Source organism: Sulfitobacter sp. M22, assembly GCF_021736025.1.
GTDB lineage: Bacteria > Pseudomonadota > Alphaproteobacteria > Rhodobacterales > Rhodobacteraceae > Sulfitobacter > Sulfitobacter litoralis.
The window spans coordinates 948,063-971,657 of sequence record NZ_WMEC01000001.1 but is presented as its reverse complement, the minus strand read 5'-3'; the positions used below and the strand labels follow the sequence as shown (position 1 = coordinate 971,657).

The 23,595-nt window shown below is 58.2% G+C and carries 22 protein-coding genes; 10 read left to right on the top strand and 12 right to left on the bottom strand.

Features of this window, described 5'->3' with window-relative positions; all coding sequences use genetic code 11:
* Positions 1–15: 15 nt before the first annotated feature.
* Positions 16–1,419, bottom strand: a complete 1,404-nt coding sequence (locus tag GLP52_RS04880) for a cache domain-containing protein (protein ID WP_093733847.1) — start codon at positions 1,417–1,419, stop codon at positions 16–18.
* A 261-nt stretch (positions 1,420–1,680) separates the two neighbouring features.
* On the opposite strand from GLP52_RS04880, the gene GLP52_RS04875 reads away from it, so the two are divergent.
* From GLP52_RS04875 to GLP52_RS04865, 3 genes are all read left to right on the top strand, one after another.
* Positions 1,681–2,769: a TRAP transporter substrate-binding protein gene (locus tag GLP52_RS04875; RefSeq protein ID WP_093733846.1), complete on the top strand. Its 1,089-nt coding sequence runs from the start codon at positions 1,681–1,683 to the stop codon at positions 2,767–2,769.
* A 141-nt stretch (positions 2,770–2,910) separates the two neighbouring features.
* On the top strand, positions 2,911–3,879 hold the full coding sequence (locus GLP52_RS04870) for a TRAP transporter small permease subunit (RefSeq protein WP_093733845.1): 969 nt from the start codon (positions 2,911–2,913) through the stop codon (positions 3,877–3,879).
* Between the two features lie 15 nt (positions 3,880–3,894).
* Positions 3,895–6,249, top strand: a complete 2,355-nt coding sequence (locus GLP52_RS04865) for a TRAP transporter large permease (RefSeq protein ID WP_237271699.1) — start codon at positions 3,895–3,897, stop codon at positions 6,247–6,249.
* A 100-nt stretch (positions 6,250–6,349) separates the two neighbouring features.
* Here the strand turns inward: GLP52_RS04865 and GLP52_RS04860 are convergent, their stop codons facing one another.
* The 3 genes from GLP52_RS04860 to GLP52_RS04850 all read right to left on the bottom strand — a co-directional run bounded on the left by GLP52_RS04860 (position 6,350) and on the right by GLP52_RS04850 (position 8,162).
* Complete coding sequence (locus tag GLP52_RS04860; RefSeq protein ID WP_237271698.1) at positions 6,350–7,171, bottom strand: arginyltransferase; 822 nt, start codon at positions 7,169–7,171, stop codon at positions 6,350–6,352.
* A gap of 66 nt (positions 7,172–7,237) precedes the next feature.
* The gene (locus GLP52_RS04855) at positions 7,238–7,684 is read right to left on the bottom strand and encodes an RDD family protein (protein WP_093733899.1); all 447 of its coding nucleotides are present in this window, start codon (positions 7,682–7,684) and stop codon (positions 7,238–7,240) included.
* Positions 7,685–7,754: 70 nt separating this feature from the next.
* Positions 7,755–8,162: a DUF2852 domain-containing protein gene (locus tag GLP52_RS04850; RefSeq protein WP_093733842.1), complete on the bottom strand. Its 408-nt coding sequence runs from the start codon at positions 8,160–8,162 to the stop codon at positions 7,755–7,757.
* A gap of 227 nt (positions 8,163–8,389) precedes the next feature.
* On the opposite strand from GLP52_RS04850, the gene GLP52_RS04845 reads away from it, so the two are divergent.
* From GLP52_RS04845 to GLP52_RS04825, 5 genes are all read left to right on the top strand, one after another.
* A complete protein-coding gene (locus tag GLP52_RS04845) occupies positions 8,390–11,203 on the top strand; it encodes a bifunctional [glutamine synthetase] adenylyltransferase/[glutamine synthetase]-adenylyl-L-tyrosine phosphorylase (protein ID WP_237271697.1) in 2,814 nt (937 codons plus the stop codon).
* On the top strand, positions 11,200–11,472 hold the full coding sequence (locus tag GLP52_RS04840) for a hypothetical protein (RefSeq protein WP_093733840.1): 273 nt from the start codon (positions 11,200–11,202) through the stop codon (positions 11,470–11,472). Before GLP52_RS04845 ends, GLP52_RS04840 begins: the two co-directional genes overlap by 4 nt.
* Before the next feature lie 148 nt (positions 11,473–11,620).
* On the top strand, positions 11,621–12,250 hold the full coding sequence (locus GLP52_RS04835; protein ID WP_093733839.1) for a DUF6778 family protein: 630 nt from the start codon (positions 11,621–11,623) through the stop codon (positions 12,248–12,250).
* A gap of 57 nt (positions 12,251–12,307) precedes the next feature.
* Positions 12,308–13,537, top strand: coding sequence for an RSP_2647 family RNA methyltransferase (locus GLP52_RS04830; protein ID WP_237271696.1), 1,230 nt, complete (start codon positions 12,308–12,310; stop codon positions 13,535–13,537).
* On the top strand, positions 13,534–14,079 hold the full coding sequence (locus GLP52_RS04825) for an RSP_2648 family PIN domain-containing protein (protein WP_414718545.1): 546 nt from the start codon (positions 13,534–13,536) through the stop codon (positions 14,077–14,079). Before GLP52_RS04830 ends, GLP52_RS04825 begins: the two co-directional genes overlap by 4 nt.
* Here the strand turns inward: GLP52_RS04825 and GLP52_RS04820 are convergent.
* The 7 genes from GLP52_RS04820 to GLP52_RS04790 form a co-directional block, all read right to left on the bottom strand.
* Positions 14,076–14,759: a M48 family metalloprotease gene (locus GLP52_RS04820; RefSeq protein WP_093733836.1), complete on the bottom strand. Its 684-nt coding sequence runs from the start codon at positions 14,757–14,759 to the stop codon at positions 14,076–14,078. The genes GLP52_RS04825 and GLP52_RS04820 overlap by 4 nt on opposite strands.
* 112 nt (positions 14,760–14,871) lie before the next feature.
* Complete coding sequence (locus GLP52_RS04815; RefSeq protein ID WP_093733835.1) at positions 14,872–15,297, bottom strand: OsmC family protein; 426 nt, start codon at positions 15,295–15,297, stop codon at positions 14,872–14,874.
* A gap of 142 nt (positions 15,298–15,439) precedes the next feature.
* Entirely contained in the window at positions 15,440–16,654 is a 1,215-nt protein-coding gene (locus GLP52_RS04810) for an IS256 family transposase (protein WP_237271695.1), read from the bottom strand.
* Between the two features lie 67 nt (positions 16,655–16,721).
* Positions 16,722–17,909 carry a vWA domain-containing protein gene (locus GLP52_RS04805; RefSeq protein ID WP_237271694.1) on the bottom strand — a complete coding sequence of 396 codons (1,188 nt, stop codon included), beginning with the start codon at positions 17,907–17,909 and terminating at the stop codon, positions 16,722–16,724.
* 3 nt (positions 17,910–17,912) lie between these two features.
* A complete protein-coding gene (locus GLP52_RS04800; RefSeq protein ID WP_093732157.1) occupies positions 17,913–18,086 on the bottom strand; it encodes an apolipoprotein acyltransferase in 174 nt (57 codons plus the stop codon).
* A gap of 18 nt (positions 18,087–18,104) precedes the next feature.
* Entirely contained in the window at positions 18,105–19,469 is a 1,365-nt protein-coding gene (locus GLP52_RS04795; protein WP_093732158.1) for a DUF2927 domain-containing protein, read from the bottom strand.
* A 337-nt stretch (positions 19,470–19,806) separates the two neighbouring features.
* Positions 19,807–20,646 carry an AAA family ATPase gene (locus GLP52_RS04790; RefSeq protein WP_237272651.1) on the bottom strand — a complete coding sequence of 280 codons (840 nt, stop codon included), beginning with the start codon at positions 20,644–20,646 and terminating at the stop codon, positions 19,807–19,809.
* A gap of 152 nt (positions 20,647–20,798) precedes the next feature.
* On the opposite strand from GLP52_RS04790, the gene dksA reads away from it, so the two are divergent.
* Together dksA and GLP52_RS04780 are read left to right on the top strand one after the other, a co-directional pair.
* Positions 20,799–21,233: an RNA polymerase-binding protein DksA gene (dksA, locus tag GLP52_RS04785; RefSeq protein ID WP_093732159.1), complete on the top strand. Its 435-nt coding sequence runs from the start codon at positions 20,799–20,801 to the stop codon at positions 21,231–21,233.
* 113 nt (positions 21,234–21,346) lie between these two features.
* Positions 21,347–22,516: an FAD-dependent monooxygenase gene (locus tag GLP52_RS04780; RefSeq protein ID WP_237271693.1), complete on the top strand. Its 1,170-nt coding sequence runs from the start codon at positions 21,347–21,349 to the stop codon at positions 22,514–22,516.
* Between the two features lie 14 nt (positions 22,517–22,530).
* Here GLP52_RS04780 and GLP52_RS04775 read toward each other — a convergent pair whose 3' ends face one another.
* Positions 22,531–23,580, bottom strand: a complete 1,050-nt coding sequence (locus GLP52_RS04775) for an ornithine cyclodeaminase (protein WP_237271692.1) — start codon at positions 23,578–23,580, stop codon at positions 22,531–22,533.
* Positions 23,581–23,595 lie beyond the last annotated feature (15 nt).

Here is a 23,595-nt window from a genome sequence, read left to right as displayed (position 1 = left end):
GGAAGTTCATCGGGGTCAGGGCAGGGCGATCGGCGGCGGGCGCAGCATATGGGTCAGTGGTACGGTGGCGGTGATCTGGGTGCCGCCTTGGGCCGAGGCTTGCAGCGTCAGCGTCCCGTCAAGCTGTTCAATCCTTTCTTGCATATTGCGCAGCCCCAACCCGCCTGAAACAGAGCGCGTCTTGGATAGCCCCAACCCGTCGTCAGAGATAGAGAGCGTCGCCCCCTGCCGGTGTCCACGCAGGTCGACAATAACTTCTGTGGCGCGGGCATGGCGTTCGATATTGGTCAGCGCCTCTTGTGCGATCCGGTACAGTGCAATCTTAGCCTCGTCGTCCAGACGGTTGCGAAACACCACGGTGTTGAATTGGCATTTCACGCCTGTCCGTAGTGCAAACTGTTCTACCAGAGTTTTCAGCGCCGGACCAAGGCCTAGATCATCAAGGATGCTGGGGCGTAGCTCACGGCTGATACGGCGGACTTCTGCGATGGCTTCGGCAAGGCTGTCGATCCCCTTGGCCAAAGGCTCTGCTGCGCGGGTGTCGCCCCGTTCAAGCCTGCGGCGCGCATTGTCGAGCGCATAGCGCACCCCCACAAGAATCTGGCTGATCCCGTCGTGCAATTCGCGCGCCACACGCCCGCGTTCTTCTTCTTGGGCATCAAATACCCGTTGGGTGAGCTTCTTGAGCTTGGCATCCGCAAGGCGGCGTTCGCGCAGGTTGACCAGCATGCCCGACCCGAAGACCAGAAAAAGCGCGGTGACCGTGATCGCGCCAATATAGAAGAACGTGCGATGCACCCGCGCCAAGACGTCGAAACGGGCGGTGGCACCGCTGGCGAGCACGTCATCGATGAATACACCCGTGCCCACAGCCCACTGCCAACTTGGAAACGACGTCACATAGGTGATCATGCGTGCGTCTTCACCGGTCGACGGTTTAGGCCACATATAGGTGTGATACCCGCCGCCATTGCGCGCGATGCGGATCAGTTCGTCCACCACAGCAGTGCCCTGGCTGTCCGTCTCGCCGGCAAAGTTGCGGTTGATCCGGTCGGTTTGGCGCGGGCTGACGAGCGCGGTGCCGTCGTAGTCGTAGACAAAGAATTGCCCCTCTTCGCCATAAATCATCGCTGACAGGATCTGTGCGACCTGCGATTTTGCTGCCCCGTCATCGGGCGAGGCAGAGCCGTAGACAAAGTAAAACCCATTGCGTGCTTGGGTGACATAGTTGCGCAGCTCGACTTTTTTGGCGTCGATCAGTTGCTGTTCTAACGTCGAGATTTCGCGGTTCGCGACGGCGCGAGCCTGTAATGCCACCACAAAGGCAATCGCCGTCACTGCCAGCACCAAAGGGACGGCAGCAATGAGCGTCAGCTTTTGAGCATAGGTGGGGGCGATCAGGAATGACGGGCGGCGCATGCATGGCTGATACTGGGAAATCCTCGCGAATCAAAGTGCTAGATGCAGCGAGCCTTTCACCCGCTATGCGTGCGGGTGCACAAGATATGGCGGGTCACTTCAGTCGTCTGCAGCATATTTGGGCGGTAAAACTGTGCTGTCTACGCAGTAGTTGGTATTTTCATGTTCGGGCATTTGCGTAAATTGAGTGTCACTTGAAATGACCTGCGCGCATATAATGAAGCGCGGGCACCCTCATATTACTCGGGAGGAGTATCCAACATGGACCGTCGTTCATTTCTGAAGACATCCGCGCTTGGCGGGTCTGCCGCTGCTGCAACCACACTGGCCGCACCGCTTTATGCCCAAGGCAAACGCACACTGACCATGGTCACCGCTTGGCCCCGTGGTTTTGCCGTGCTCGATGACGCTGCCACCTATCTGAACAATATGGTTAACGAAATGTCTGACGGCACGTTGACCATCGAAAAGAAAGCCCCCGGCGAGCTTGTCGGCGCGTTCGAAGTCTTTGATGCCGTATCCTCCGGTCAGGCGGATATGTACCACGCCGCCGACTATTACTTTATCGGCCAGCACCCCGGTCTGGCATATTTCACCGCCGTGCCTTTCGGTGCCACAGCCCAGGAGCTGACAAACTGGTACCTGCACGGTGGCGGCCATGATCTGCACAACCAGATCGGTGAAATCTTCAACATGAAGATGTTCCTCGCCGGAAACTCCGGCTCGCAGTCCGGTGGCTGGTTCCGCAAAGAAATCAACTCTGCCGCAGACTTCAATGGCCTGAAATTCCGCATGCCCGGTCTGGGCGGCAAGGTTCTGGGTAAACTGGGCGCATCGGTTCAGAACATCCCCGGTGGTGAACTGTATCAGGCGCTGTCGTCGGGCGCGCTCGACGGTCTTGAGTGGGTTGGCCCATTTGCGGACGAACGCGCTGGCTTCCAGGAAGTTGCCAAGATCTATTACACCGCTGGTTTCCACGAGCCAGGTTCGGGCCTGACAGCATCGGTCAACCTTGATGTGTTCAACGACCTGACGCCTGCACAGCAAAAGATCATCGAATATGCATCGATGGCGACGACGCACACAGGTCTGGCCGAAACGCTGGCTAATAACGGTGCCGCATTGTCCCGTTTGCAGCAGCAGGGTGTTAAAACCATGCAGTTCCCCGACGATGTTTGGGATGCGTTCGGTGCTGCCTCCAAAGAGGTTATGGACGAGAACATGGACGATACCCTGTTCGCCGACATCCGTACCAGCTTTGAATCCTCGCTGTCCGCATCGGCCGAATGGCTGTCGAAATCCGACGCCTACTATGTCGAACAGCGCCAGCGCGTTCTTGGCAAAATGTAAGCCATCCCGTTGGGACGACATGGGGGCTGCCTTTGGGCGGCCCCACACGCGACTTTGCATCCCTGAAACGGGGCACGCAAAGCGAGGATAATTTTCGCACCAAGCCCGCGCTGAAACCGGGCGGGCGAAGGGGGGATATCAATGGCAGAAGATGCAGTTTGCGCAGGATTTTTCCGCGCGGCGGAAGGGGCCAAAATCAGCTGCTTGGACCAGTTCCAAGAGGGCAACCTGATCAGCTTTGTTCTGGGCAACCTACTCGAGGCATTCTACAACTTCTTTGCAGCGCTGCTGAACCCGTCCATGTGGCTGGACTGGTCCAATGGCGAAGCGCTGATGCGGTTCATCTACTACGGTGCCTCGGCAGAGCTGTTCTTTGTCCTGCTGATCGGGCTGGTGATTGTCACGGCCATAGGGATTTGGAAGCGCAGCGTTATGTGGGCGTGCGTGCGCGGGCTGGAAGGTTTCGCCAATGCAACGGGGCGTTTCTTTGCATGGGCCGGATTGCTGATGGTGCTGCAACAGATCATCATCGTCTTCATGCAGCGCATTTTTACGCGGCCTGATATCTCTATCGGCTTTGGTATTCCGCTGCAATTCGACATCAGTTGGTTTGCCGAAGAACTAAAGCTTTTCAACGCCTTGGTCGTGTGTCTTTGTGTGTCTTACACGTTTGTGCAAGGCGGCCACGTACGGGTTGACCTGTTCTATGCCGGTGCCAAGTTCCGCACCAAGCGCGTGATTGACATGTTCGGCGCGCTGTTCTTCATGATCCCCTTTGCGATTGTCACATGGCTTTATGGCTGGTTCTTCCTGTGGCGCCATCTGGTGACACCGAACCCGTCGGCATCTGACCGGCTAGAGCTGTTGCTGCGCAAGGCGCGACTGCTGAAGTGGAATGTGGAAACCATCGGCTTTTCGCCGAACGGGTTCAATGGCTACTTCTTGTTCAAAATCCTGCTGTGCGCCTTCTGCGCAATGGTGATCTTGCAAGCAATATCAGTGTTTTATCGTGCTTTGTTAGAGTTCCGCGAAGGGCCTGAGAGCGCAGATAAATATCTCGACCGCGATACGTTGGGCGAGGGCGAAGAAGCCTATGAGGGCACACATTAATTCAAGGGGCGTCCCATGCTATTTGGTCTCGACGGGGTCGAAGTTGGCCTGATCATTGTTTTTGCCTGCCTCTTTGGCGGCATCCTGTCCGGATTTCCGGTGGCCTTTGCCATCGGTGGTGCTGGTATCATTTCTTTCGGCATCATCGCCGCACTCGATAGTGCGGGTCTGATGGTGCATCAGGCGATTGACCAATCGTCCCAAGCCTATCGTGATCTGGTGAACTCTGGCGTTCCCAATGATGCGGTGTCCAAGTTCCGCTATCCCGATCTACCGCTCATCGGTGAATCGGTTTTCCCGCAAGGGTGGGAAGTCGCACTCGACCGGAACGTCAGCTTTATCGTGAACCGGATGAACGAACGCGTCCTCGCGGGGCAGTCGATCGAGACGCTGCTGGCGGTTCTGATGTTCGTTCTGATGGGCATCACGCTAGAACGCTCCAAGATTGCTAACGACTTGCTAACCACGATGGCGCGGGTGTTTGGCCCATTGCCCGGTGGTCTGGCCGTGTCGATCGTCGTTGTTGGCGCGTTTCTTGCGGCTTCGACAGGGATCGTGGGCGCGACCGTTGTGACCATGGGTCTGCTTGCCCTGCCGACGATGTTACGGAACGGATATTCGCCCGAGCTTTCAACCGGTGTCATCGCCGCGTCTGGTACCTTGGGGCAAATTATCCCACCGTCCATTGTTATTGTTCTGTTGGGCACATTGGCTGGTGACTTGTACTCAGCGGCGCAAGAAGCACGGGCAACCTCGGCTGGCTGTACGGATGCATTGACCTATCTGGGCGAGCCTGCGGTCGTGTCTGTGGGCACGTTGTTTCAAGCGGCATTGCTGCCGGGGATCATGCTGGCGCTGCTTTATGCGCTCTATGCCTTTGTGTACGCGCTGCTGAACCCTGAAAATGCACCTGCTGTGCCAATGGGGGCAACCAATGCCGAACCCATCACACGGGGCGAAGGCTTTACGTGGTTCCTTGGTATGCCGGCATTGCTGATCGTCGGGACGATTGTTCTGGGCAACCTTGGTATGGTGGGCAACCAGTCGACAGTGGTTTCAAGCTTTAGCGACATCGGGCAGGGTGCCAGCCTGCGCACGAACGTCGGTGAAACCTGTCAGGCCGCGATGATCGAACTGCACGGCCAAAGTGCATGGGATCAAGCGGTGACCGAACAAGCCGCGATCGAAGCCGCTGGTGGTCAACAGGCCAGCGAAAAGCTGACCGAAGAAGCCCTGGCCCAAAAGCAGGCAGACAAGATCGCTGACGCCGCGCCGATCGGCACCGGTGTTGCAATCATCCTGATCCTGCTGGCCTTGGTCATGACGACGGGTCGCGGTGTGGCACCTTCGGCGGACAAGCGCCCCTTGATCATCGGCGGCATTGGTCTGGTTCTTGCCGTGCTGGTGGACATCCTGCTGATCGGCCCTGCAACGTCATCGGGTGGATTGGTGGTGCTGATGGCGCTGCCGTTCGTGGCTGTGATGTATGGTGTGGTCTATGCGCTGAAGCTTTGCGCAGGTAACGAACTGATCCGCGTGGTCTTTCCGCCGCTGGTCCTGATCGTTGCGGTGCTGGGGTCGATTCTTGGCGGTATCACCAACCCGACGCCTGCTGCGGCTTTGGGGGCAGGTGGTGCGATCATGCTGGCGGCCTATCGCAAGCTCAAGGATATGGACCGCTCACCCAAGGTGATCATCTGGTCCACGCTGGCGATCCTGATCAGCATCCTTGTGGGCGTGAACTTTGACCTGCGCATCAACCAAGAGGGCGTGAGCGTCGAAAGCTGGTTTGCCTTCTTCGTCGCCTATGGCGCGTATCTATACGCGGTGTTCGGTCTGCTGTTCTCGTGCTGGATCCTCTATACCTCGGGCGTGCTAAGCCCCGTGGTCCGCGAGACGGCCAAGGTGACCTCGATGGTGTTTACCATCCTGATCGGGTCGCAGTTGCTGAACCTTGTGGTGATCTCCTTTGGTGGGGAACACTACATCCAGCAGTGGCTGAAAAGCTTCGACAACGAGCTGACGGTCTTCCTGATCGTGATGCTGGTGCTGTTTGTGCTGGGCTTCGTGCTCGACTTCCTCGAGATCATCTACATCGTGATCCCGATTGTCGGGCCGGTGATCTACGGCGGCACCTTTGATCCGAAGTGGGTGACGATCATGATCGCGGTGAACCTGCAAACGTCGTTCCTGACGCCGCCCTTTGGCTTTGCGTTGTTCTATCTACGCGGCGTTGCGCCGGCGAGCGTGACCACGTCGCACATCTATCGCGGGATCATTCCTTTCGTTTTGATCCAGGTCGGGGCCTTGGCGCTGCTGTGGATGTTCCCGGTGATCGTAACAATCGTGCCGGACCTGATCCCGAACTAAACGGGCAGCACGGTTTTGCTAAAACAAAAGGCACCCCTCGGGGTGCCTTTTTTCGTTTCATTGAGAATGAGAGTAGTTAATAGCGCAGCGCAGTCGCATATCAGCGGCGGGTCGGGCTTAGATCGGGCAGCGCGATATTGGCGACCTGCTCGGCAATTGGAACGGTGTTCAGCGGATGCTGGTCGGGGGAGAAATCATCGGGGTTACGCATCTTTTGCCACGCGCCCCCCATATAGACCTCAAGTCCCGAGAACTTAGCTTTATACCCCATCTTGGGGCTGCCGGGCACCCAATAGCCTAGATAGACATAGGGCAGGCCCGCCGAGCGGGCGATCTCAATATGATCGAGGATGATGTAGTTGCCCAACCCGTCACGGGGGCGATCGGGACTGTAGAAAGAATAGACCATGCTCACCCCATCCTCGAGCACATCTGTCAGGCACACGCCGATCAAATCGCGGGTCTGCTTGTCATGATATTCAATCACGCGGCTGCGGATCGGTGTTTCCTCTATCATCGCGGCAAATTCGAAAACATCCATATCCGCCATGCCACCATTCGCATGGCGGCTGTCGAGATAGGTGCGAAATAGATCGTATTGTTCTTCTGTGGCCCACGGCGACGTGGCCCGTCGTGCCAGTCCGGCATTGCGTTTGATCGTGCGCCTTTGGCCCTTGCTCGGGCTGAAGTCGGCCACGTTGATGCGCGCGGACATACAGGCCGCGCAATCGGCGCAAGACGGGCGGTACAGCACATTCTGCGACCGCCGGAACCCTTGACCCGACAGGCTGTTGTTCAGCTTGGTCGCAGTCTCTCCTTGTAGGGCGGTGAACAGCTTACGTTCCATCCGACCTTCAAGATAAGGGCAGGGCTGCGGCGCAGTGACATAGAACTGCGGTGCGATGGGGAGTGTATGGCGCATGAAAATCCGTTGTTGTTCCGCGAAATCCTAACAACTGGACCAAACCGCGCCAAGTACAAGTTTGGGTCAGTTCACGCTTTCGGCACGACGATTCAGCGGGACCGTGCCGAGGATCACATCCGTCAGGCTCTGGTGGCGCGAGGTGGAACAGATGAGGATGATCGAAATCACCTGCAACGGCATCATGGCAACGCTTACGCTATAGCCTGCCGTGTGCAAAAAGGCCGACGCCAGATCAAGCGGTTCATCGCGTGCGGTGCGCAGTTCCATGCCGAACAGGCGCATCCCCCATGTGGCCGACCCGCTGGCAAGCGTCGCAACACGGTAGGTAAAGCCCACGATTAGCATCAACAACGGGAATAGAAACAACCCGATAAAGGCGGTGAACGGCACGATTAGCACGCTGGCAATCAGCACCAACAAAGCATCAACAACCCACGCCATGAACCGTTTGGTCGGGATACCGCTATAGAATTCTGGCTGGTCGAATGGATCAGGGGTGGTGGGGGTCATCATGTTTCGTCCCTCAAGAATGGGTGTCCCCCCGCCATGGCGGAGGGCACGGTTGTCTTTGCGCAAAGCCTTAGGCCTTTTGCGCATCATCTTCATCGGTCGACCGTTCGGCCATGAACTGGTCGAACTCGGCCTTGTCCTTGGCGTCGCGCAGGCGGGTCAGGAAGGCTTCAAAGTTGGTTTGCTCTTCCTCCAGACGGGCAAGCGTATCGGCCTTATAGGCGTCAAATGCGGCGTTTCCAGTAGAACGTCCGGTGACAACGCCACGGCGGGCACGTTTGCTGCAAGACATAGATTTAAACATGCGTTTGCTCCAGATCATATACGCAAGAACGGCGAGGCCAAGCGGCCAGAATGCGATAAAGCCGACAACCATGGCGGCGATCCACGCCCCTTTGCCCTTGTCGTCAAGAAAATCCTCGGCACGGCCCAGCCAACTGCGTTGTGCGGCGTACGAGGGTGCATAGCTCTGTGTCATCAAGTTCCCTTTCGGTCAGAGTGTGGTGGCCCTGAACGCTGCGGGCCGGTGCGGTGGTGGGCAATGTAAATGCCTTTCACATTACAATAGATCGGCATGCTAGACCTGCTTTGCAAGGTTTAATGTAAATGTTTTTTACATTATTTGGTTTTGGCCGCGTTTGTTGGGGCTTAGCACTGTCTTTCCGCCCATTGACGAAGCCCCAGTAACCAGCGAATGCTGGGCATATGAGAACACTTGCCCGTCAGATCACCCGCTGTCCCCGCATTTTTACGACCGATCAGGCGCAGGATGCGCGCGCGTTGTTTCCTGATGCGCCCCCCGAGATTTCAGCTCTTGTTGCGGGTGCAGGGTCGACGTCGCCATACCTGTTAGCGTTGATGCAAAAGGAAACCGACTGGTGTCGCAAGGCGTTCGACGATCCCGCTGCAGCAGTCCAACGGGTGATTGACGGCGCAGGCGATGTGGCCCCCGACCAGCTTGCCAACCACCTGCGTCAGGGCAAGCGGCGTGTGGCGTTGATGACGGGGCTGGCCGATCTGGCAGGCGCGTGGTCGCTGGAGGACGTGACCGGTGCATTGACGGATTTCGCCGATGCCGCGACGCAAGCCGCGCTGACGGCAGGGCTGAAGGCGCAGGTCAAACGCGGCAAACTGCCCGGCATGACCGAAGAGGACGCCAATACCGGCGCGGGGATGGTCGTGCTTGCCATGGGCAAGATGGGCGCACGCGAGCTGAACTACTCCTCTGACATCGATCTGATCTGCCTGTTTGACGAGACCCGTTTTGATCCGACTGATTTCCACGACGCACGCACCGCATTTGTGCGCGCCACCCGCGCCATGAGCGGAATGCTCAACGATCTCACGGGCGAGGGGTATGTTTTTCGCACCGACCTGCGCTTGCGGCCCGATTCCGGTGTCACGCCGGTCTGCATGGCGATGGAAGCCGCCGAGAGATACTATGAAAGTCTAGGCCGGACGTGGGAACGCGCAGCCTATATCAAGGCGCGACCCGCGGCCGGGGATCTGGCGGCGGGGGATCAGTTTCTGTCGGTCCTGCGCCCCTTTGTCTGGCGCAAGCATCTGGACTTTGCCGCTATACAGGATGCGCATGACATGCGGCTTGCCATTCGCGAACACAAAGGGCTGGGGGGCAAGGTTTCGCTGTCAGGCCACAATATGAAGCTCGGGCGCGGCGGCATCCGCGAGATCGAGTTCTTTACCCAGACCCGCCAGTTGATTGCGGGTGGGCGCGACCCTGACTTGCGGGTGCGCAGCACCTGCGAAGGCATGGCTGTGTTGGCCGATAAGGAATGGATCCCCGCAGACGCGGCCGAAACCCTTTGCGACCATTACCGCGCACATCGCACCGTCGAGCACCGGGTACAGATGATCCGCGACGCGCAAACACACACGCTGCCACAGTCCGATGAAGGCTTTGACCGTTTGGCCGCGATGATGGACATGGATCTGCCGGCCTTGCGCAGCGATCTTGAACGGCGACTGGAAGAGGTCCACCAGCTGACCGAAGGGTTCTTTGCGGGCTCGACCTCAAGCCCTACACCGGCTGCCGCCCCTGACGAACATGTCTTTGACGCCGCCATTGTTGATCGTTGGCTGAGTTATCCCGCTTTGCGTAGCCCCCGCGGGGCAGAGCTGTTTGCAGAGCTCAAGCCCGGCCTACTGGCGCGGCTGGCACGGGCCACCAAGCCGGACGAGGCGCTTTTGGCCTTTGATGGATTTCTAGGAGGGCTACCCGCGGGCGTACAGTTATTCTCTTTGTTGAAGATCAACCCGCAACTGTCTGATTTACTTGTAGATATCGTTAGTGCATCGCCCGCCTTGGCGGCTTATCTATCGCGCAATGCGTCAGTGTTCGATGCCGTGATCGGCGGCGATTTCTTTAGCGATTGGCCCGGTGAAGATGGGTTGCTCGAGAGCCTGACAGAAGCGTTGGAGGCCGAAGAGGACTACGAAGCGCGGCTTGATACCTGCCGTCGATGGGCAAAGGAATGGCACTTTCGGATCGGTGTGCATCACCTGCGCGGGTTGCTTGATGCCGCGACGGTGGGCGCACAATATGCCGATCTCGCGCGGGCTGTTTTGCGTGGGCTATGGCCCGTGGTGATTAACGAATTTTCGCGGCGTCATGGCCCGCCACCGGGACGCGGCGCTGTATTGGTGGGCATGGGGTCGCTTGGTGCGCGCCGCCTGACCGCGGCCTCTGATCTTGATATGATTGTCGTCTACGATTCCGCCGATGTCGAAAGCTCTGACGGAAAGCGGCCGCTTGCCTCGCGGCTGTATTACGCACGCCTGACCCAAGCGATGATTACTGCGATGACCGCCCCCATGGCCCAAGGCAAGCTTTACGAGGTGGACATGCGTTTGCGCCCCTCCGGCACGCAAGGCCCGGTAGCGACCAGTCTTGCAAGCTTTGAAAGTTACCAGATGGGGCAGGCTTGGGTCTGGGAGCATCTCGCGCTGACCCGAGCCGAATGTGTGGCAGGCCCCGATGACCTGATGCAGGAGGTGTCGGGGCTGTGTAACAAGGTGCTCGCACGCCCGCGCGACCGCGCCGATACCTTGCACGAGGTCGCCGCCATGCGCGCGCGCCTTGCCACAGCCAAGGCTGCGGGCGGCATTTGGGACGCCAAAAACGGGCCGGGGCGCTTGCAGGATATCGAGCTGTTGGCGCAGGCGGGTGCGTTGCTGGCAGGGACAACGGCGCGCGATATCGCCAGCGGCATTGCGCATGCGGAACAGCAAAAGATCGTCAGTGCCGATCAGGCAAAGGTGTTGCGCAAGGTGTATCACACGTGCTGGGCTTTGCAGGCCGCGACGCGGTTGCTGTCACCATCGGTTCTGCGCGAGGAGTCGTTGGGGCAGGCGGGCTTGCGGTTCTTGTGTCGCACGCATGAGGTCGAGACGCCGAAAGAACTGCACGACCATTTGACTCGGAGCTATGCGCAGGCCGCGGCGATCATTGGCGAGGCATTGGCCGATTACGTTGATAAGGCCGACAGGGGACAGTCATGACCAAAGGTGATCTGAACGACCCTAAGGGGTTGATCTATGAATCCTACCGCATACCGGATATCTCGCCGCCAGAGTGCCGGTCGATCTTCCTGGATTGGGCCCTGAGCTTGCCGATGGAGGCAGATACCAAGGCTGCCTTACGCGCGTTGCTGGATCAGGTTGCACCGGAAAATAGGGACCATCCGATGACAGGTGTAATGCAGGAGGGGTTGATCGGTATGGCCACGCCCCGACGGCGTGGCGGGTGGAAAACACGCCCTCGAAGCTAAATAACGCTACAATAAGACGCAAACGTGCCGAAATACCCAAATGTTGCCTTAAGTTCTGAACATTCTCGCCCCATTCCCGCCTTAATTGGACGGCATTACAATATCAACGCTGCACAGTCCTATTCACCGGCAGCTTTTGGAGGGGAATATGAAACATCAAAACCTGTTGATCGCTTTGGCCTTTGCCGCTGCCGTGTCCGGTTGTGCACCGGCGGATATTGCCAGCCGGAATGCGATGTATGATACATCCTCGTCCCGTATGTCTTTGCTGGATAACCTTAATTCTTACCAGCCCGATACGCTGTTGGATGCTGTTCATATCCAGCAAACCAATGTCTTTTTGCCCAATCATCTTCGTGTCGCCCAAGAAACCAACTTGCTGCAATCGGCGGACATCATCTGGCATGACGCAGCCAACGCCGATCACCGCGATCAGGTGCGTGCTATCTTTGAGGCCGCAATCCAACAGGGTGCCGTCACCGCCTATGGACCCGTTCCAGCGACGCTCGAGGTAGAGGTCCTGCGCTTTCACAATCCCGCTGCAGGGTCTGCGACAGCCGTACCATCGGCCGAGTTCATTCTGACCGTAGTGGACGCGCGCAACGGCAAGACGCTGGCAGAGCCCCGTCAGGTCGCGGTCGAACTCAACAGTTTTGCTCCGCCCGTTGCCGAAGCGCAGCCAGATAACGCAGTGCTGATCCACGATCTTGCCCGCGCGATCGAACAGCAGCTGTCGACACCGGGCAGCTACAAACGCACGAAACTTGCCGCCTACTAAGCGTAACGGTGAAGTCTGCGCTTCCCCAAACGCGTGGAACCGACTAATGGGGGCGGTATGACAACGCCCCTTTCCCCTCCCGCTTCGACCGACCCTTCCGATTTGCCTGTGGTGCGCCTGCTGCCCAAGGCGAATGCCCGCGCCATTCGGCACGGGTTTCCTTGGGTCTATGCCAATGAAATGGTCACCGACCGCCGCACCAAAGCGTTGACCCCCGGCAGCCTCGCGCTGCTGGAAGACAGTGCGCGTCAGGTGATGGGGGTGGTCGCGGTGAACCCGGCCTCCAAGATCTTCTGCCGGATGCTGGACCAGAATTCCGAAGCGGTGGTGAACCAGAGCTGGTTCGAGGCCCATATCAAGCGCGCCGTACAATTGCGTGACCAAATGTATGACGCGCCGTTTTACCGTTTGATCCACGCCGAAGCCGACGGGCTCCCCGGTGTCGTGATTGATCGCTTTGGCGATACGGCTGTTATTCAGGCGAATGCCGCTTGGGCCGACGTTCATATCGACGCGCTGACCGCAGCACTGGTCGCACAAACCGACGTGCGCCACGTGTTGAAAAACGCAGCGGGCCGGACGCGTAGCCTTGAAGGGTTGGACGACGTCAGCGGTGTGCTTCATGGCGACGCGCCTGGCGCGGCAGTGCCGGTGCCGATGAACGGCGCGACCTATATGGCAGACCTTACAGGTGGCCAGAAAACCGGACTGTTCTACGATCAACGCCCCAACCACGCCTTTGCGGCCAACCTGTCCAAGGGCAAACGCGTGCTGGATGTGTTTGCGCATGTCGGTGGGTTCTCTTTGGCAGCGCTGGCAAATGGCGCATCCTCTGCGGTTGCGGTCGATGGGTCTGCTCCGGCGTTGGAACTGGCCCAGCAGGGTGCCGATGCCATGGGCGTATCGGACCGTTTTGCGACGCGGCAGGGGGATGCGTTTGATATACTGACTGCCCTGCGTGCCGAGGGCGAAGAATTTGATGTCGTGATCTGTGACCCGCCCGCATTTGCCCCCGGCAAGCCTGCGCTTGAAGCAGGGCTGCGTGCCTATGAACGTGTTGCCCGTTTGGCAGCGCAGCTGGTCGCAGAGAATGGTGTGCTGGGACTTTGTTCCTGTTCACACGCGGCCGATCTGACGCAGTTCCGCACTGCGTCCGTGCGCGGTATTGGACGTGCAGGACGTCGAGCGGCGTTGCTGCACACCGGTTTCGCCGGTCCGGACCACCCGCAGTTGCCACAATTGGCCGAAACCGGATACCTAAAGTCACTTTTCTTCCGTCTGTCGTGACGCTGCGCATCCTGATCGACGCCTGCGTCCTCTATCCCACCGTGATGCGTGAAATGGTGATGGGTGCGGCGCGGGCGGGGGTATTTGAACCGCTATGGTCAGCGCGCCTGTTGGAGGAATGGGCGCGCGCCGCGATCAAGCTTGGCCCCGAGGGCGAGGCGCAGGCCCGCGCAGAGATTGCGTTGCTGCGCGCCGCCTGGCCCAAGGCAGAAGTGCCCCCAAGCCCCGGTCTGGCGGCACGGTTGTACCTGCCGGACGAAAACGACATACACGTGCTGGCCGCCGCGATCAGCGGCCATGCCGATATCATCATGACGCTGAATGCCAAGGATTTTCCCCGTGGCACTCTGGCCGAAGAAGGCTTGGCACGGGTGGATCCCGATAGCTATCTGCACGGTGTCTGGCTGGCCCAGCCGGAGCTAATTCAACAGGTTGCCGGTTCTGTTCTGGAAGAAGCGCGCCGCCTGTCGGGGCAGCCATGGGAAATGCGTCCGCTGCTGAAAAAAGCGCGTTTGCCGCGGCTTGCCAAAGCGCTCGGTTAGCGGTCCCACGCGGATTTCAACGCAGTCAACGCACTGATCCGGTCCGCCGTTTTAGGATGGCTAAGCAACCATGCGGGCGACGTCCCGTGGTTACTTTGTGTTAACGCTTCAAGCTTTTTGAACAAAGAGATTTGCGGCGCGATGCCGATGCCTGCTTTGGTCAAAAGAGCGGCGGCATAAGCATCCGCCTCGTATTCATCACCGCGCGATAGCCGTGCTGCCAGCAAACTCGCAAGCATGTTGGCGATCCAGACGCCGACACCCGGGATAATGCGCCCCAAAATCATGCCAAGTGCTGCACGCATGGCATTCTGGCCGGAAAAATCAATCATCCGTCGCCGGGAATGGCCCAAGGCCACATGGCCCAGCTCGTGCGCGATCACGCTGGCAAGTTCCTCGGCAGTGACAGCACCGGACCTGAATTTATCGTAAAAGCCGCGGGTGATGAAGATCCGCCCATCCGGCGCTGCAAGACCGTTGACGGGGGCCACCTCGTAGATATGGACCTTGATCCGCGGCAGATCGAGGGCACTGGCCAGTTTCGATGTCATTTCGCGCAGGGCAGGGTCCAAAAGCTCGGTCGATTTCTCGTCAAGCTCCTTGGCGGTGCGCCACGCAGAAAAGCGGTACATGGCAAGCCCGAAGAGCACGGCGAGGACGATGGGGAGGATGCGGATCATATGTCCAATATGGACGGGGGGGCGCGGGGTGCAAGGGTGGAATGAGTATTTGAGAAAAGGGTGAAGGGGGAAGTGCAAGGGCCGCGGCAAGCGCGGCCCTCCTTGGGCAGGGTCAGGACAGTTTTGCGTCCATCGTGATCTCTGCGGTCATCAGCTTGGAAATCGGGCAGTTTTCTTTGGCGGTTTTTGTCGCCTCTTCGAACTGCTCTTGCGTGGCATCTGGGATCACGCATTCAACATCAAGGTGGATTTTCGGCACGTGAAAGCCGCCATCTTTTTGTTCGAGAAATACGGTGGCTTTGGTTTCGATGCTGTCCGCGATCAGATCGTAGTCTTCAAGGATCATCGACAGGGCCATAGAAAAGCAGGACGCATGGGCCGCGCCAATCAGCTCTTCGGGGTTGGTGCCGTCTTTGCCCTCAAAGCGCGTGTTAAAGCCGTAGGGCTGGTCACTGATCACGCCGGTCTGGGTAGAGACGTGACCTTTGCCTTCTTTGAGGTTGCCTGTCCATTTTGCGGAGCCTGATTTCTTGATCATGGAAAGTCCTTTCACCATTTGGGTTCTTGGTGAAAACGCAAGGCGCGGTGGAATGTTCCGATCTGTGGTGGGGTTGCGGCTGATTACGGGAGTGTCATGAACTTTGTGTATCTGGTCTGGCCCATGCGGGTTTTAGATACAGTCACGCATTGAAGCGATCCTCAAACATTATGGCGAAATGATTGCGGGCCGCAAACCATTCTCGAACATTTCGGCCGCCTTTCTCAAACTTGCGGATCGCCAAGTAGATCAGCTTCGTGGCTGCGTCTTCGGTCGGGAACGATCCCCGCGTCTTAATCGATTTGCGGATTACACGGTTCAAGCTTTCAATTGCGTTGGTGGTGTAGATGATCTTTCGGATGGCGGGATCAAAAGCAAAGAACGGGATCACTTCCTGCCAAGCCCTGCGCCAGGCCGGTGCGATGGAGGCATATTTTCCGGCCCATTTTTCCTCGAAGGCATCCAACTCCAAACCAGCTTGATCGGCTGTAGGGGCGCTGTAAATCCGCCGTAGATCAGCGGCCACTTCCTTGCGATCTTTCCAGGCACAGAAGTTCAACGAGTGGCGCACGAGATGGACAATGCACGTTTGCACGGTCGCGTCCGGAAAGGCTGCTGTGATGGCATCAGGGAAGCCCTTGAGACCGTCTACGACCGCAATCAGGATGTCTTGCAGCCCACGGTTCTTAAGCTCTGTCATCACGGAGAGCCAAAATTTGGCGCCCTCGTTGTCAGCGATCCAAAGACCGAGAACCTCGCGCACGCCATCCTTGCTGACGCCAAGGGCCACGTAGACGGCTTTGTTCTTGACCATGCGGCTATCGGCGTCACGGATTTTGACCCGTAGAGCGTCAAAAATGACGATGGGATACATCCGGTCCAGCGCCCGGGACTGCCATTCCCGAACCTCATCCAGCACCGCATCGGTCACGCGGCTGATCAAGTCTGGCGAAACTTGCAGGCCATAGACGTCCTCAAGATGAGCACGGATATCGCGGACCGTCAGACCGGCTGCGTAGAGGCCAATGATCTTGTCATCCATCCCATCAATGCGGGTCTGACCCTTCTTCACCAGTTCAGGTTCGAAGCTACCGTCCCGGTCCCGTGGCACAGCGATAGGCAGTTCGCCGTCTTGCCCCTTCAATCTCTTGGCGGATGACCCGTTGCGACGGTTGGTCTGATCAGGCGGGGCATCCTTGCCGTCTTCATAGCCCAAATGTGACGTCAACTCAGCACCGAGCATTCGCTCCATCAGCTTGATCTTGAGCTCTTTCATTAGACCGGCATCGCCAAGCAGGTCTTCAGGCCGCTCGCAGCCCTTCAGTAGTTCGTCCAGCAGTTCCTCGGATATGGTCATCGTCCTTGCTCCTCTCAGGAAGCATGGACCAGATCGCAGTTACACAGAAGATCGGACACTCTCCTGATTACCGGGTCAGCGTCTTCATCCCGCGGCTCAGCCCTTTGAGGGTCATGGGCACCATGGCATCCTGTCCAAAGATTTCCTGCACCATTTTGATCGATTGCGTGTAGGGCCAGTATTTCTCGGGGATCGGGTTAATCCAAAGGTTGCTGGTCCACTGTTCGCGCGCGCGTGACAGCCAGACTGATCCGGCTTCGGCATTCCAATGTTCGTTGGCCCCGCCGGGATAGGCGATCTCGTAGGGGGACATGGATGCGTCGCCGACGAAAATACATTTATAATCAGAACCGTAGGTGCGCAGAACTTCCATTGTGTCCAGCTGTTCGGTCCAGCGGCGACGGTTGTCGCGCCAGACGCCTTCGTAGAGACAGTTGTGGAAATAGAAGTGTTCGAGGTGTTTGAATTCGGACTTGGCGGCGCTGAACAGTTCTTCGACGGTTTTGATATGCGGGTCCATAGAGCCGCCAATATCCAAAAACAGCAAGACCTTGACCGCATTGCGCCGCTCGGGGCGGGTTTTCACATCGAGATAGCCGTGTTCTGCCGTGGCGCGGATCGTGCCGCCCAGATCGAATTCGTCATTCGCTCCGTCACGGGCCCACCGGCGCAGACGTTTTAGCGCGACCTTGATGTTGCGGGTGCCCAGTTCAACGGAATCGTCAAGGTTCTTGAATTCGCGTTTATCCCAGACCTTGACCGCGCGTTGATGGCGCGATTCATTCTGGCCGATGCGTACGCCTTCTGGGTTGTAGCCATATGCGCCGAAAGGCGAGGTGCCCGCCGTTCCAACCCATTTGTTGCCGCCCTGATGCCGTTCTTTTTGTTCCTCAAGCCGCTTGCGCAGCGTCTCCATAAGTTTGTCAAAACCACCCGCGGCTTCGATCTCGGCTTTTTCTTCCGCGGTCAGATGCTTTTCAGCCATCTTTTCCAGCCATTCATGCGGGATATCCACCGCCTCCATCACCTCGTCGAGGCTGATGTTTTCAAGACCAGAGAAGGCTGCCGAAAAGGCGCGGTCGAACTTGTCGATGTTGCGTTCGTCTTTGACCATGCTGGTGCGCGCAAGATAGTAGAACGCGTCTACGTCATAGGTCGCAAGCCCGGCCGACATACCATCGAGAAACGCCAGAAACTCGCGCATGGACACAGGCACCTTATGCTGGCGCAGTTGCTCAAAGAACGGCAGAAACATATATTACGCTCCGGTTAGGACTCGGTCCAGAACGACTGTAAGGATCATGCCCACGATGATAAAGGCCATCGCAAAGCCCACCGCGTATTGAGCAATATCCTTGCGGTTTCCGTTGCGTTTACGGGCGGTCAGCCCCCCGATAACAGCGCCGATCACGGCGAGAAGTATGACGATCATTTTAACCCGTTTCGCTAATTATTTGAGCGGGTTAAGCGACGCGATCTCGCGCATTTTGGCCCGCACAGCCCAGTCAGAGCCAAATCCGTACCGTGCCCAGCCCAGACTGTCCAGCCTGACGGCCTGCGCCTCGGCCGCGCGGTTTTCCAGTTCAAGCGCTTCGGCACGCAACAACAGCAAGGTGCTGAGCAAGGCGGCATTTTCGCGCAAGCGTGCGGTGTTGATATGGGGCGCGATCAGACGCAGCGCTTCGTCACCCTGACCCTTGGACACAGCATAAGCCCCCAGTTGCGTCGCGACATAGGCGCGGTGCAGGTCCGTTCCGGGGGTGCGCGCGTAGAAAAGGTCGGACATCTTGTACTGTTCATGCGCGGCTTCGGCGTCACCAGATTGCAAGGCGCGGCCCATTGCGTAATGGGCGAAGGCGCGGCGGTGATCCTGCCAGCCGAGGCTTTGCGCGATCTTAATGGCGCTATAGGCAGCGTCCTGACGTTGACCACTGGACCGGCCGGGTCCAAGAGCGCCTTGAACGGCGGCGTTCCATTCGCGTGGGGTGCGGGTCACAAACCGTGCTTGGGTCGAGGTGCCGCCGGGATTGATCCGTGCAAAAATGCCGGGCAGGGCGTTGGCCACTTGACCCCGTGTCATGCCGGACCGCAGCGCAGGATCGTAATAAGCGCGCAGAATTGTCATATCAAAGCCGGTTAACACGGTATGCACGTTGTCATCGTTGAAGACTGAATCCGGCAAGCGGTAAAGATCATTCAGCGGCCCGAGGGCTTGGGCCAGCTCTTCGTGCAGGCAGTCGCGGACCTCTTGCGGGCTGGCGTCATTGGGGATGAATATCGACACGCGGCTGCGGGTTTTCAGCAGGGACCAGTTGGTCTGCGCGGTGCGGCGGACTTTCTTGTATTCATCAAGGCTGCTGACATTCGGGGCCACAAAACAGGCGGCTTGCGGCAGCACCTTGCTGATGGTGCGACGGCTGACGGCTTCGACCGTGATATTGGCTGCCGGGTTGGTTGTCGGGCTGATGTCGATGCGGGCCTCTTGCCGCAAACGGTTCATCAGCGCGGTCAAGTCAGGGCCGAGGGTCGGCGGCGGCGCACCGATGACGCGCACGCTGACGGGGCCTTCGAAACGGGTGAAAACGGGCAGCTCTTTACCGCTTTCCATACGGAACGACAGCTCGATGAAATCAAGTGATAAATCGTTGTTGGACCGCGGCGCGGGCAGCGATTGATGCACAGTGAACCGTTTCATCGCGGGCAAAGAGGACGTCGAGGCGGGCTCCATCGCGGCGCGGGTGACCACACCGGGGTGCGAGGCCGGAACACAGGCACTGACCGCTAGCACGAGGGGCAACAGGAGGATCTTTTTCATGGACGCGCCCCCGCTGCGACAGACGTAAAGACCGTTCGGGCGACTTTAACGATATCCAACGCGGTGCGCACGAACAGTGCGAAAATCATATGCATCATAAACCTGACTGCCCTTTTGAGCTGATTACAGGTGTTTTTTCGCCCGCTATCCCGACCATTCTAGGGAGCAAGCATGTCAATTTAGAGAAAAATGTTAACAAATAAGGCAGGCTTGTGACCATCGTTGCCGGAACGTCACAAGTAAAGCTATTAAAGCTATTTCGCTGGTCGCCATGAAATAACGGGGCAGCGGACAATATCAGGCGCGTCAGGGCGCGGCGTGCCGCGCCCTTTTCGGGTCACTTTTGCGCGCGGGCCATAAAGGCAAGGCGTTCAAACAGATGCACATCCTGCTCGTTCTTCAACAACGCGCCGTGCAGCTTGGGCAGGGCAGATTTGCCGTCTTTTTTCAGATCGGACGCCTCCAGATCTTCGGCCAATAGAAGTTTCAGCCAATCAAGAACTTCGGACGTCGACGGCTTTTTCTTCAGGCCTTGCTGGTCGCGGATGTCGTAGAATTGGGTCAATGCGGTGGTCAACAAGGCGTCCTTGATGCCAGGGTGGTGAACCTCGACGATCTTGCGCAGAGTGTCCATCTCGGGGAACTGGATATAGTGGAAGAAGCAGCGGCGCAGAAAGGCGTCGGGCAGCTCTTTTTCATTGTTTGAGGTGATGATCACGATGGGGCGGTTCACCGCCTTGATCGTTTCGCCGGTCTCATAGACGAAAAACTCCATCTTATCGAGCTCTTGCAAGAGGTCGTTGGGGAATTCAATGTCCGCCTTGTCGATCTCGTCGATCAGCAACACGGTTTTGCCCTCCGCTTCGAAGGCCTGCCACAGCTTGCCCTTACGGATGTAGTTCTTTACATCATGCACGCGCTCTTCGCCAAGCTGGCTGTCGCGTAGCCGGCTGACGGCGTCATATTCGTACAGGCCCTGTTGTGCTCGGGTCGTGGACTTGATGTTCCATTCAATCATCGGCAAGCCCAGCGCATTCGAAACCTGACGCGCAAGTTCCGTTTTACCTGTACCCGGTTCGCCCTTTACAAGCAGAGGGCGTTCCAGCGTCACGGCCGCATTTACCGCAATCGTGAGGTCATCTGTGGCAACGTAATCTTGAGTACCTTGGAATTTCATCTTGTTTTCAACCTTCTTCAACGCGCTATTCTTGGCCCTTAAACCAACAAACATAAGCATTGTGTAGTGACAATCCGCTAACGCTGCGTTAGATGCACGCCACGGGAGTGATGTCGGGAGACGCGCCTTCATGACAGGGATTAAAGACCGCGATGGGGAATGATATGAAGCAGGAAGTTTTTTTGGCGGATGGCTATACACCCGCTGAAGACGAACCGTTCATGAATGATCGGCAAGTTGAATACTTCAGACGCAAGCTACTGAATTGGAAATCCGAACTGCTGGCAGGAAGCCGCGATACCATCGAAGGCTTGCAGGACGGCACGCGGAATATCCCAGATGTAAACGATCGGGCCTCCGAAGAGACAGACCGTGCGCTTGAACTGCGCACACGGGACCGCGCACGCAAGCTGGTGAGCAAGATCGACGGGGCGCTGCGCCGCATTGACGAAGGTGAATTCGGGTATTGCTCTGTCACGGGTGAACCTATCTCGCTGAAGCGTCTCGACGCGCGTCCAATCGCAACAATGAGCCTCGAGGCGCAAGAGCGTCACGAACGCCGCGAGAAAGTCCACCGCGACGATTGATCGCCTGAAGACGGTGTCGCGCATGATGGCATTCGTATGAGAATAATAATGAAAGCGCCGCGGTGAGAGCCCGGCGCTTTTGTGTATGAAGCTGACAAGACAGGCTTGGTAACATGGGTATCAGCAACGCAATTGTAATAGGTGGTGGGATCGGCGGGCTGGCCGCAGCGGCGGCATTGTCACGTCGGGGCATGGCCGTCACTCTACTTGAACAGGCCCCCGCGATTACCGAGGTTGGCGCAGGCTTGCAGATCAGTCCAAACGGCATCGCGGTACTGCGCGCCATGGGGCTCGAATCCAAGCTGACCGAACGCGCCGCCGTGCGGGGGCAGGCGGTCGTGTTGCAGGACTATAAGACAGGCACGCGTGTCGCACGGCTTGACCTGATGCGCGGGCAGGGTGCGTACCCATATATGTTTGTGCATCGTGCGGATCTGGTGGACATCCTTCTGGGGGCTGCCAAACGAGGCAATGTGTCGATTGAGCTGGGCGTCGAGGTGGCAGAGGTGACGCCCGGTGCCACGCCGCAACTGCGCCTCACAGACGGATCGCACCGACGGGCCGAGCTGATCGTGGATGCCAGCGGCATTCATAGCCGCGCGCGCGCGGTTTTGAATGGCGCAGATCAGGCAGAGTTCACCGGACAGGTGGCATGGCGGGCTGTCGTACCCAATACCTTTGACCATCCGAACGAGGCGCATGTAACCATGGGACCGGGGCGGCATCTGGTAAGCTACCCCTTACGTGGTAGACGACTGGTGAATCTGGTCGCGGTGGAAGAGCGGGACGGATGGGCTGCCGAAGGATGGAGCTGCTTTGACGATCCGGCCAATCTAAAGCAGGCGTTCGCAGGCTTTGGCGGTCGTGCGAAGGCAATGATCAACGCGGTCGAGACATGCACGCTTTGGGGGCTGCATCTACATCCCGTGGCACAGACTTGGCATCAGGGCGGGGTCGCGTTGCTTGGCGATGCTGCGCATCCGACGCTGCCGTTCCTCGCCCAAGGGGCCAATATGGCGCTAGAAGATGCATGGGTGCTGGCCGACAGCGTTCTGAACCACTCTGCAGAACAAGCGCTAACCCGTTATCAAAGCCTGCGCCAACCGCGTATTACCCGTGTCGTCAAAGCGGCGGCAGGCAATGCCACGCGCTATCACCTGCGCCCCGGTGCGGTACGGACAGCCGCCCATCTGGGGTTGAAGGTGGCCAGCACCCTTGCCCCCGGGGCGATGGTCGGCGCGTTCAACTGGCTATATCACCATGATGTGACCGCGCCGAGATAGCCCCGTTTTGCCAGTTACTTGGCGCGTTGAAGCATTCCGAAAAGGTCACGCGGATCTTCGGGGTCGGCCAGCAGGTCAAGGGGATCAAATAGATCAGTCGCTTTGATCTGGTCTCGAACGTAGCGCAAGGCCGAGAAATCCTCGATCGCGAAGCCGACGCTGTCGAACAGGGTGATCTGCTTGTCATCCGTGCGCCCCTGCGCCTGACCGGTCAGCACCTGCCAGATTTCCGTAACAGGATGGTCCGATTCTAGCTGCTGGATCTCGCCCTCGATACGGGTCTGTTCGGGGTATTCCACGAAGATCCCTGCGCGGTGCAGGATCGCGGGGGCCAATTCTGTCTTGCCGGGGCAATCGCCGCCGATGGCGTTGATGTGGATGCCGCTCCCGATCATATTATCGGTGAGGATGGTGGCGTATTGTTTATCTGCGGTGCAGGTGGTGACGATTTGCGCGCCCAGCATGGCCTCTTCGGCGGTGTCGCAGGGGACGACCTTAATCCCCAGCCCTTGCAGGTTCGCCGCACATTTGGCGGTGGCGTCTTTGTCGATGTCATATAAACGCACCTCGTCGATGCCAACAATGGCCTTCATCGCGAGGGTCTGGAATTCGGACTGCGCCCCGTTACCAATCATCGCCATGACATGCGCGCCCTTGGGGGCCAGCAGCCGCGCCACCACCGCCGACGTCGCCGCAGTGCGCAGTGCGGTTAGCATTGTCATCTCGGACAGCAGCACCGGATATCCATTGGCGACATTTGCCAGCAGGCCAAAGGCGGTCACGGTCTGCAAGCCGTCGGCGGTGTTCGAGGGGTGACCGTTGACGTATTTGAACCCGTACACCTCACCATCCGAGGTCGGCATCAGTTCGATCACACCTTGTTCCGAGTGGCTGGCAACGCGGGGCGTTTTGTCAAAAAGCTCCCATCGTTTGAAGTCAGCCTCAATATAGTCGCCGAGGCCAATCAGCATGGGCTCTAACCCGATGTGATGGATCAGCTTCATCATGTTGTCGACGGATACAAAGGGCACCAGCGCTTTGTCGGAGGGGGTCAGCTTGGTCATGGCAGGGAGCCTTTC

Coding starts and splice junctions, on each gene's coding strand:
- GLP52_RS04835 (WP_093733839.1), top strand. CDS start 11,621: ATGAAACATCAAAACCTGTTGATCGCTTTGGCCTTTGCCGCTGCCGTG.
- GLP52_RS04805 (WP_237271694.1), bottom strand. CDS start 17,909: ATGTTTCTGCCGTTCTTTGAGCAACTGCGCCAGCATAAGGTGCCTGTG.
- GLP52_RS04880 (WP_093733847.1), bottom strand. CDS start 1,419: ATGCGCCGCCCGTCATTCCTGATCGCCCCCACCTATGCTCAAAAGCTG.
- GLP52_RS04850 (WP_093733842.1), bottom strand. CDS start 8,162: ATGACACAGAGCTATGCACCCTCGTACGCCGCACAACGCAGTTGGCTG.
- GLP52_RS04815 (WP_093733835.1), bottom strand. CDS start 15,297: ATGATCAAGAAATCAGGCTCCGCAAAATGGACAGGCAACCTCAAAGAA.
- GLP52_RS04875 (WP_093733846.1), top strand. CDS start 1,681: ATGGACCGTCGTTCATTTCTGAAGACATCCGCGCTTGGCGGGTCTGCC.
- GLP52_RS04845 (WP_237271697.1), top strand. CDS start 8,390: ATGAGAACACTTGCCCGTCAGATCACCCGCTGTCCCCGCATTTTTACG.
- GLP52_RS04865 (WP_237271699.1), top strand. CDS start 3,895: ATGCTATTTGGTCTCGACGGGGTCGAAGTTGGCCTGATCATTGTTTTT.
- GLP52_RS04830 (WP_237271696.1), top strand. CDS start 12,308: ATGACAACGCCCCTTTCCCCTCCCGCTTCGACCGACCCTTCCGATTTG.
- GLP52_RS04800 (WP_093732157.1), bottom strand. CDS start 18,086: ATGATCGTCATACTTCTCGCCGTGATCGGCGCTGTTATCGGGGGGCTG.
- GLP52_RS04820 (WP_093733836.1), bottom strand. CDS start 14,759: ATGATCCGCATCCTCCCCATCGTCCTCGCCGTGCTCTTCGGGCTTGCC.
- GLP52_RS04790 (WP_237272651.1), bottom strand. CDS start 20,646: ATGAAATTCCAAGGTACTCAAGATTACGTTGCCACAGATGACCTCACG.
- GLP52_RS04870 (WP_093733845.1), top strand. CDS start 2,911: ATGGCAGAAGATGCAGTTTGCGCAGGATTTTTCCGCGCGGCGGAAGGG.
- GLP52_RS04860 (WP_237271698.1), bottom strand. CDS start 7,171: ATGCGCCATACACTCCCCATCGCACCGCAGTTCTATGTCACTGCGCCG.
- GLP52_RS04810 (WP_237271695.1), bottom strand. CDS start 16,654: ATGACCATATCCGAGGAACTGCTGGACGAACTACTGAAGGGCTGCGAG.
- GLP52_RS04795 (WP_093732158.1), bottom strand. CDS start 19,469: ATGAAAAAGATCCTCCTGTTGCCCCTCGTGCTAGCGGTCAGTGCCTGT.
- GLP52_RS04855 (WP_093733899.1), bottom strand. CDS start 7,684: ATGACCCCCACCACCCCTGATCCATTCGACCAGCCAGAATTCTATAGC.
- dksA (WP_093732159.1), top strand. CDS start 20,799: ATGGGGAATGATATGAAGCAGGAAGTTTTTTTGGCGGATGGCTATACA.
- GLP52_RS04775 (WP_237271692.1), bottom strand. CDS start 23,580: ATGACCAAGCTGACCCCCTCCGACAAAGCGCTGGTGCCCTTTGTATCC.
- GLP52_RS04840 (WP_093733840.1), top strand. CDS start 11,200: ATGACCAAAGGTGATCTGAACGACCCTAAGGGGTTGATCTATGAATCC.
- GLP52_RS04780 (WP_237271693.1), top strand. CDS start 21,347: ATGGGTATCAGCAACGCAATTGTAATAGGTGGTGGGATCGGCGGGCTG.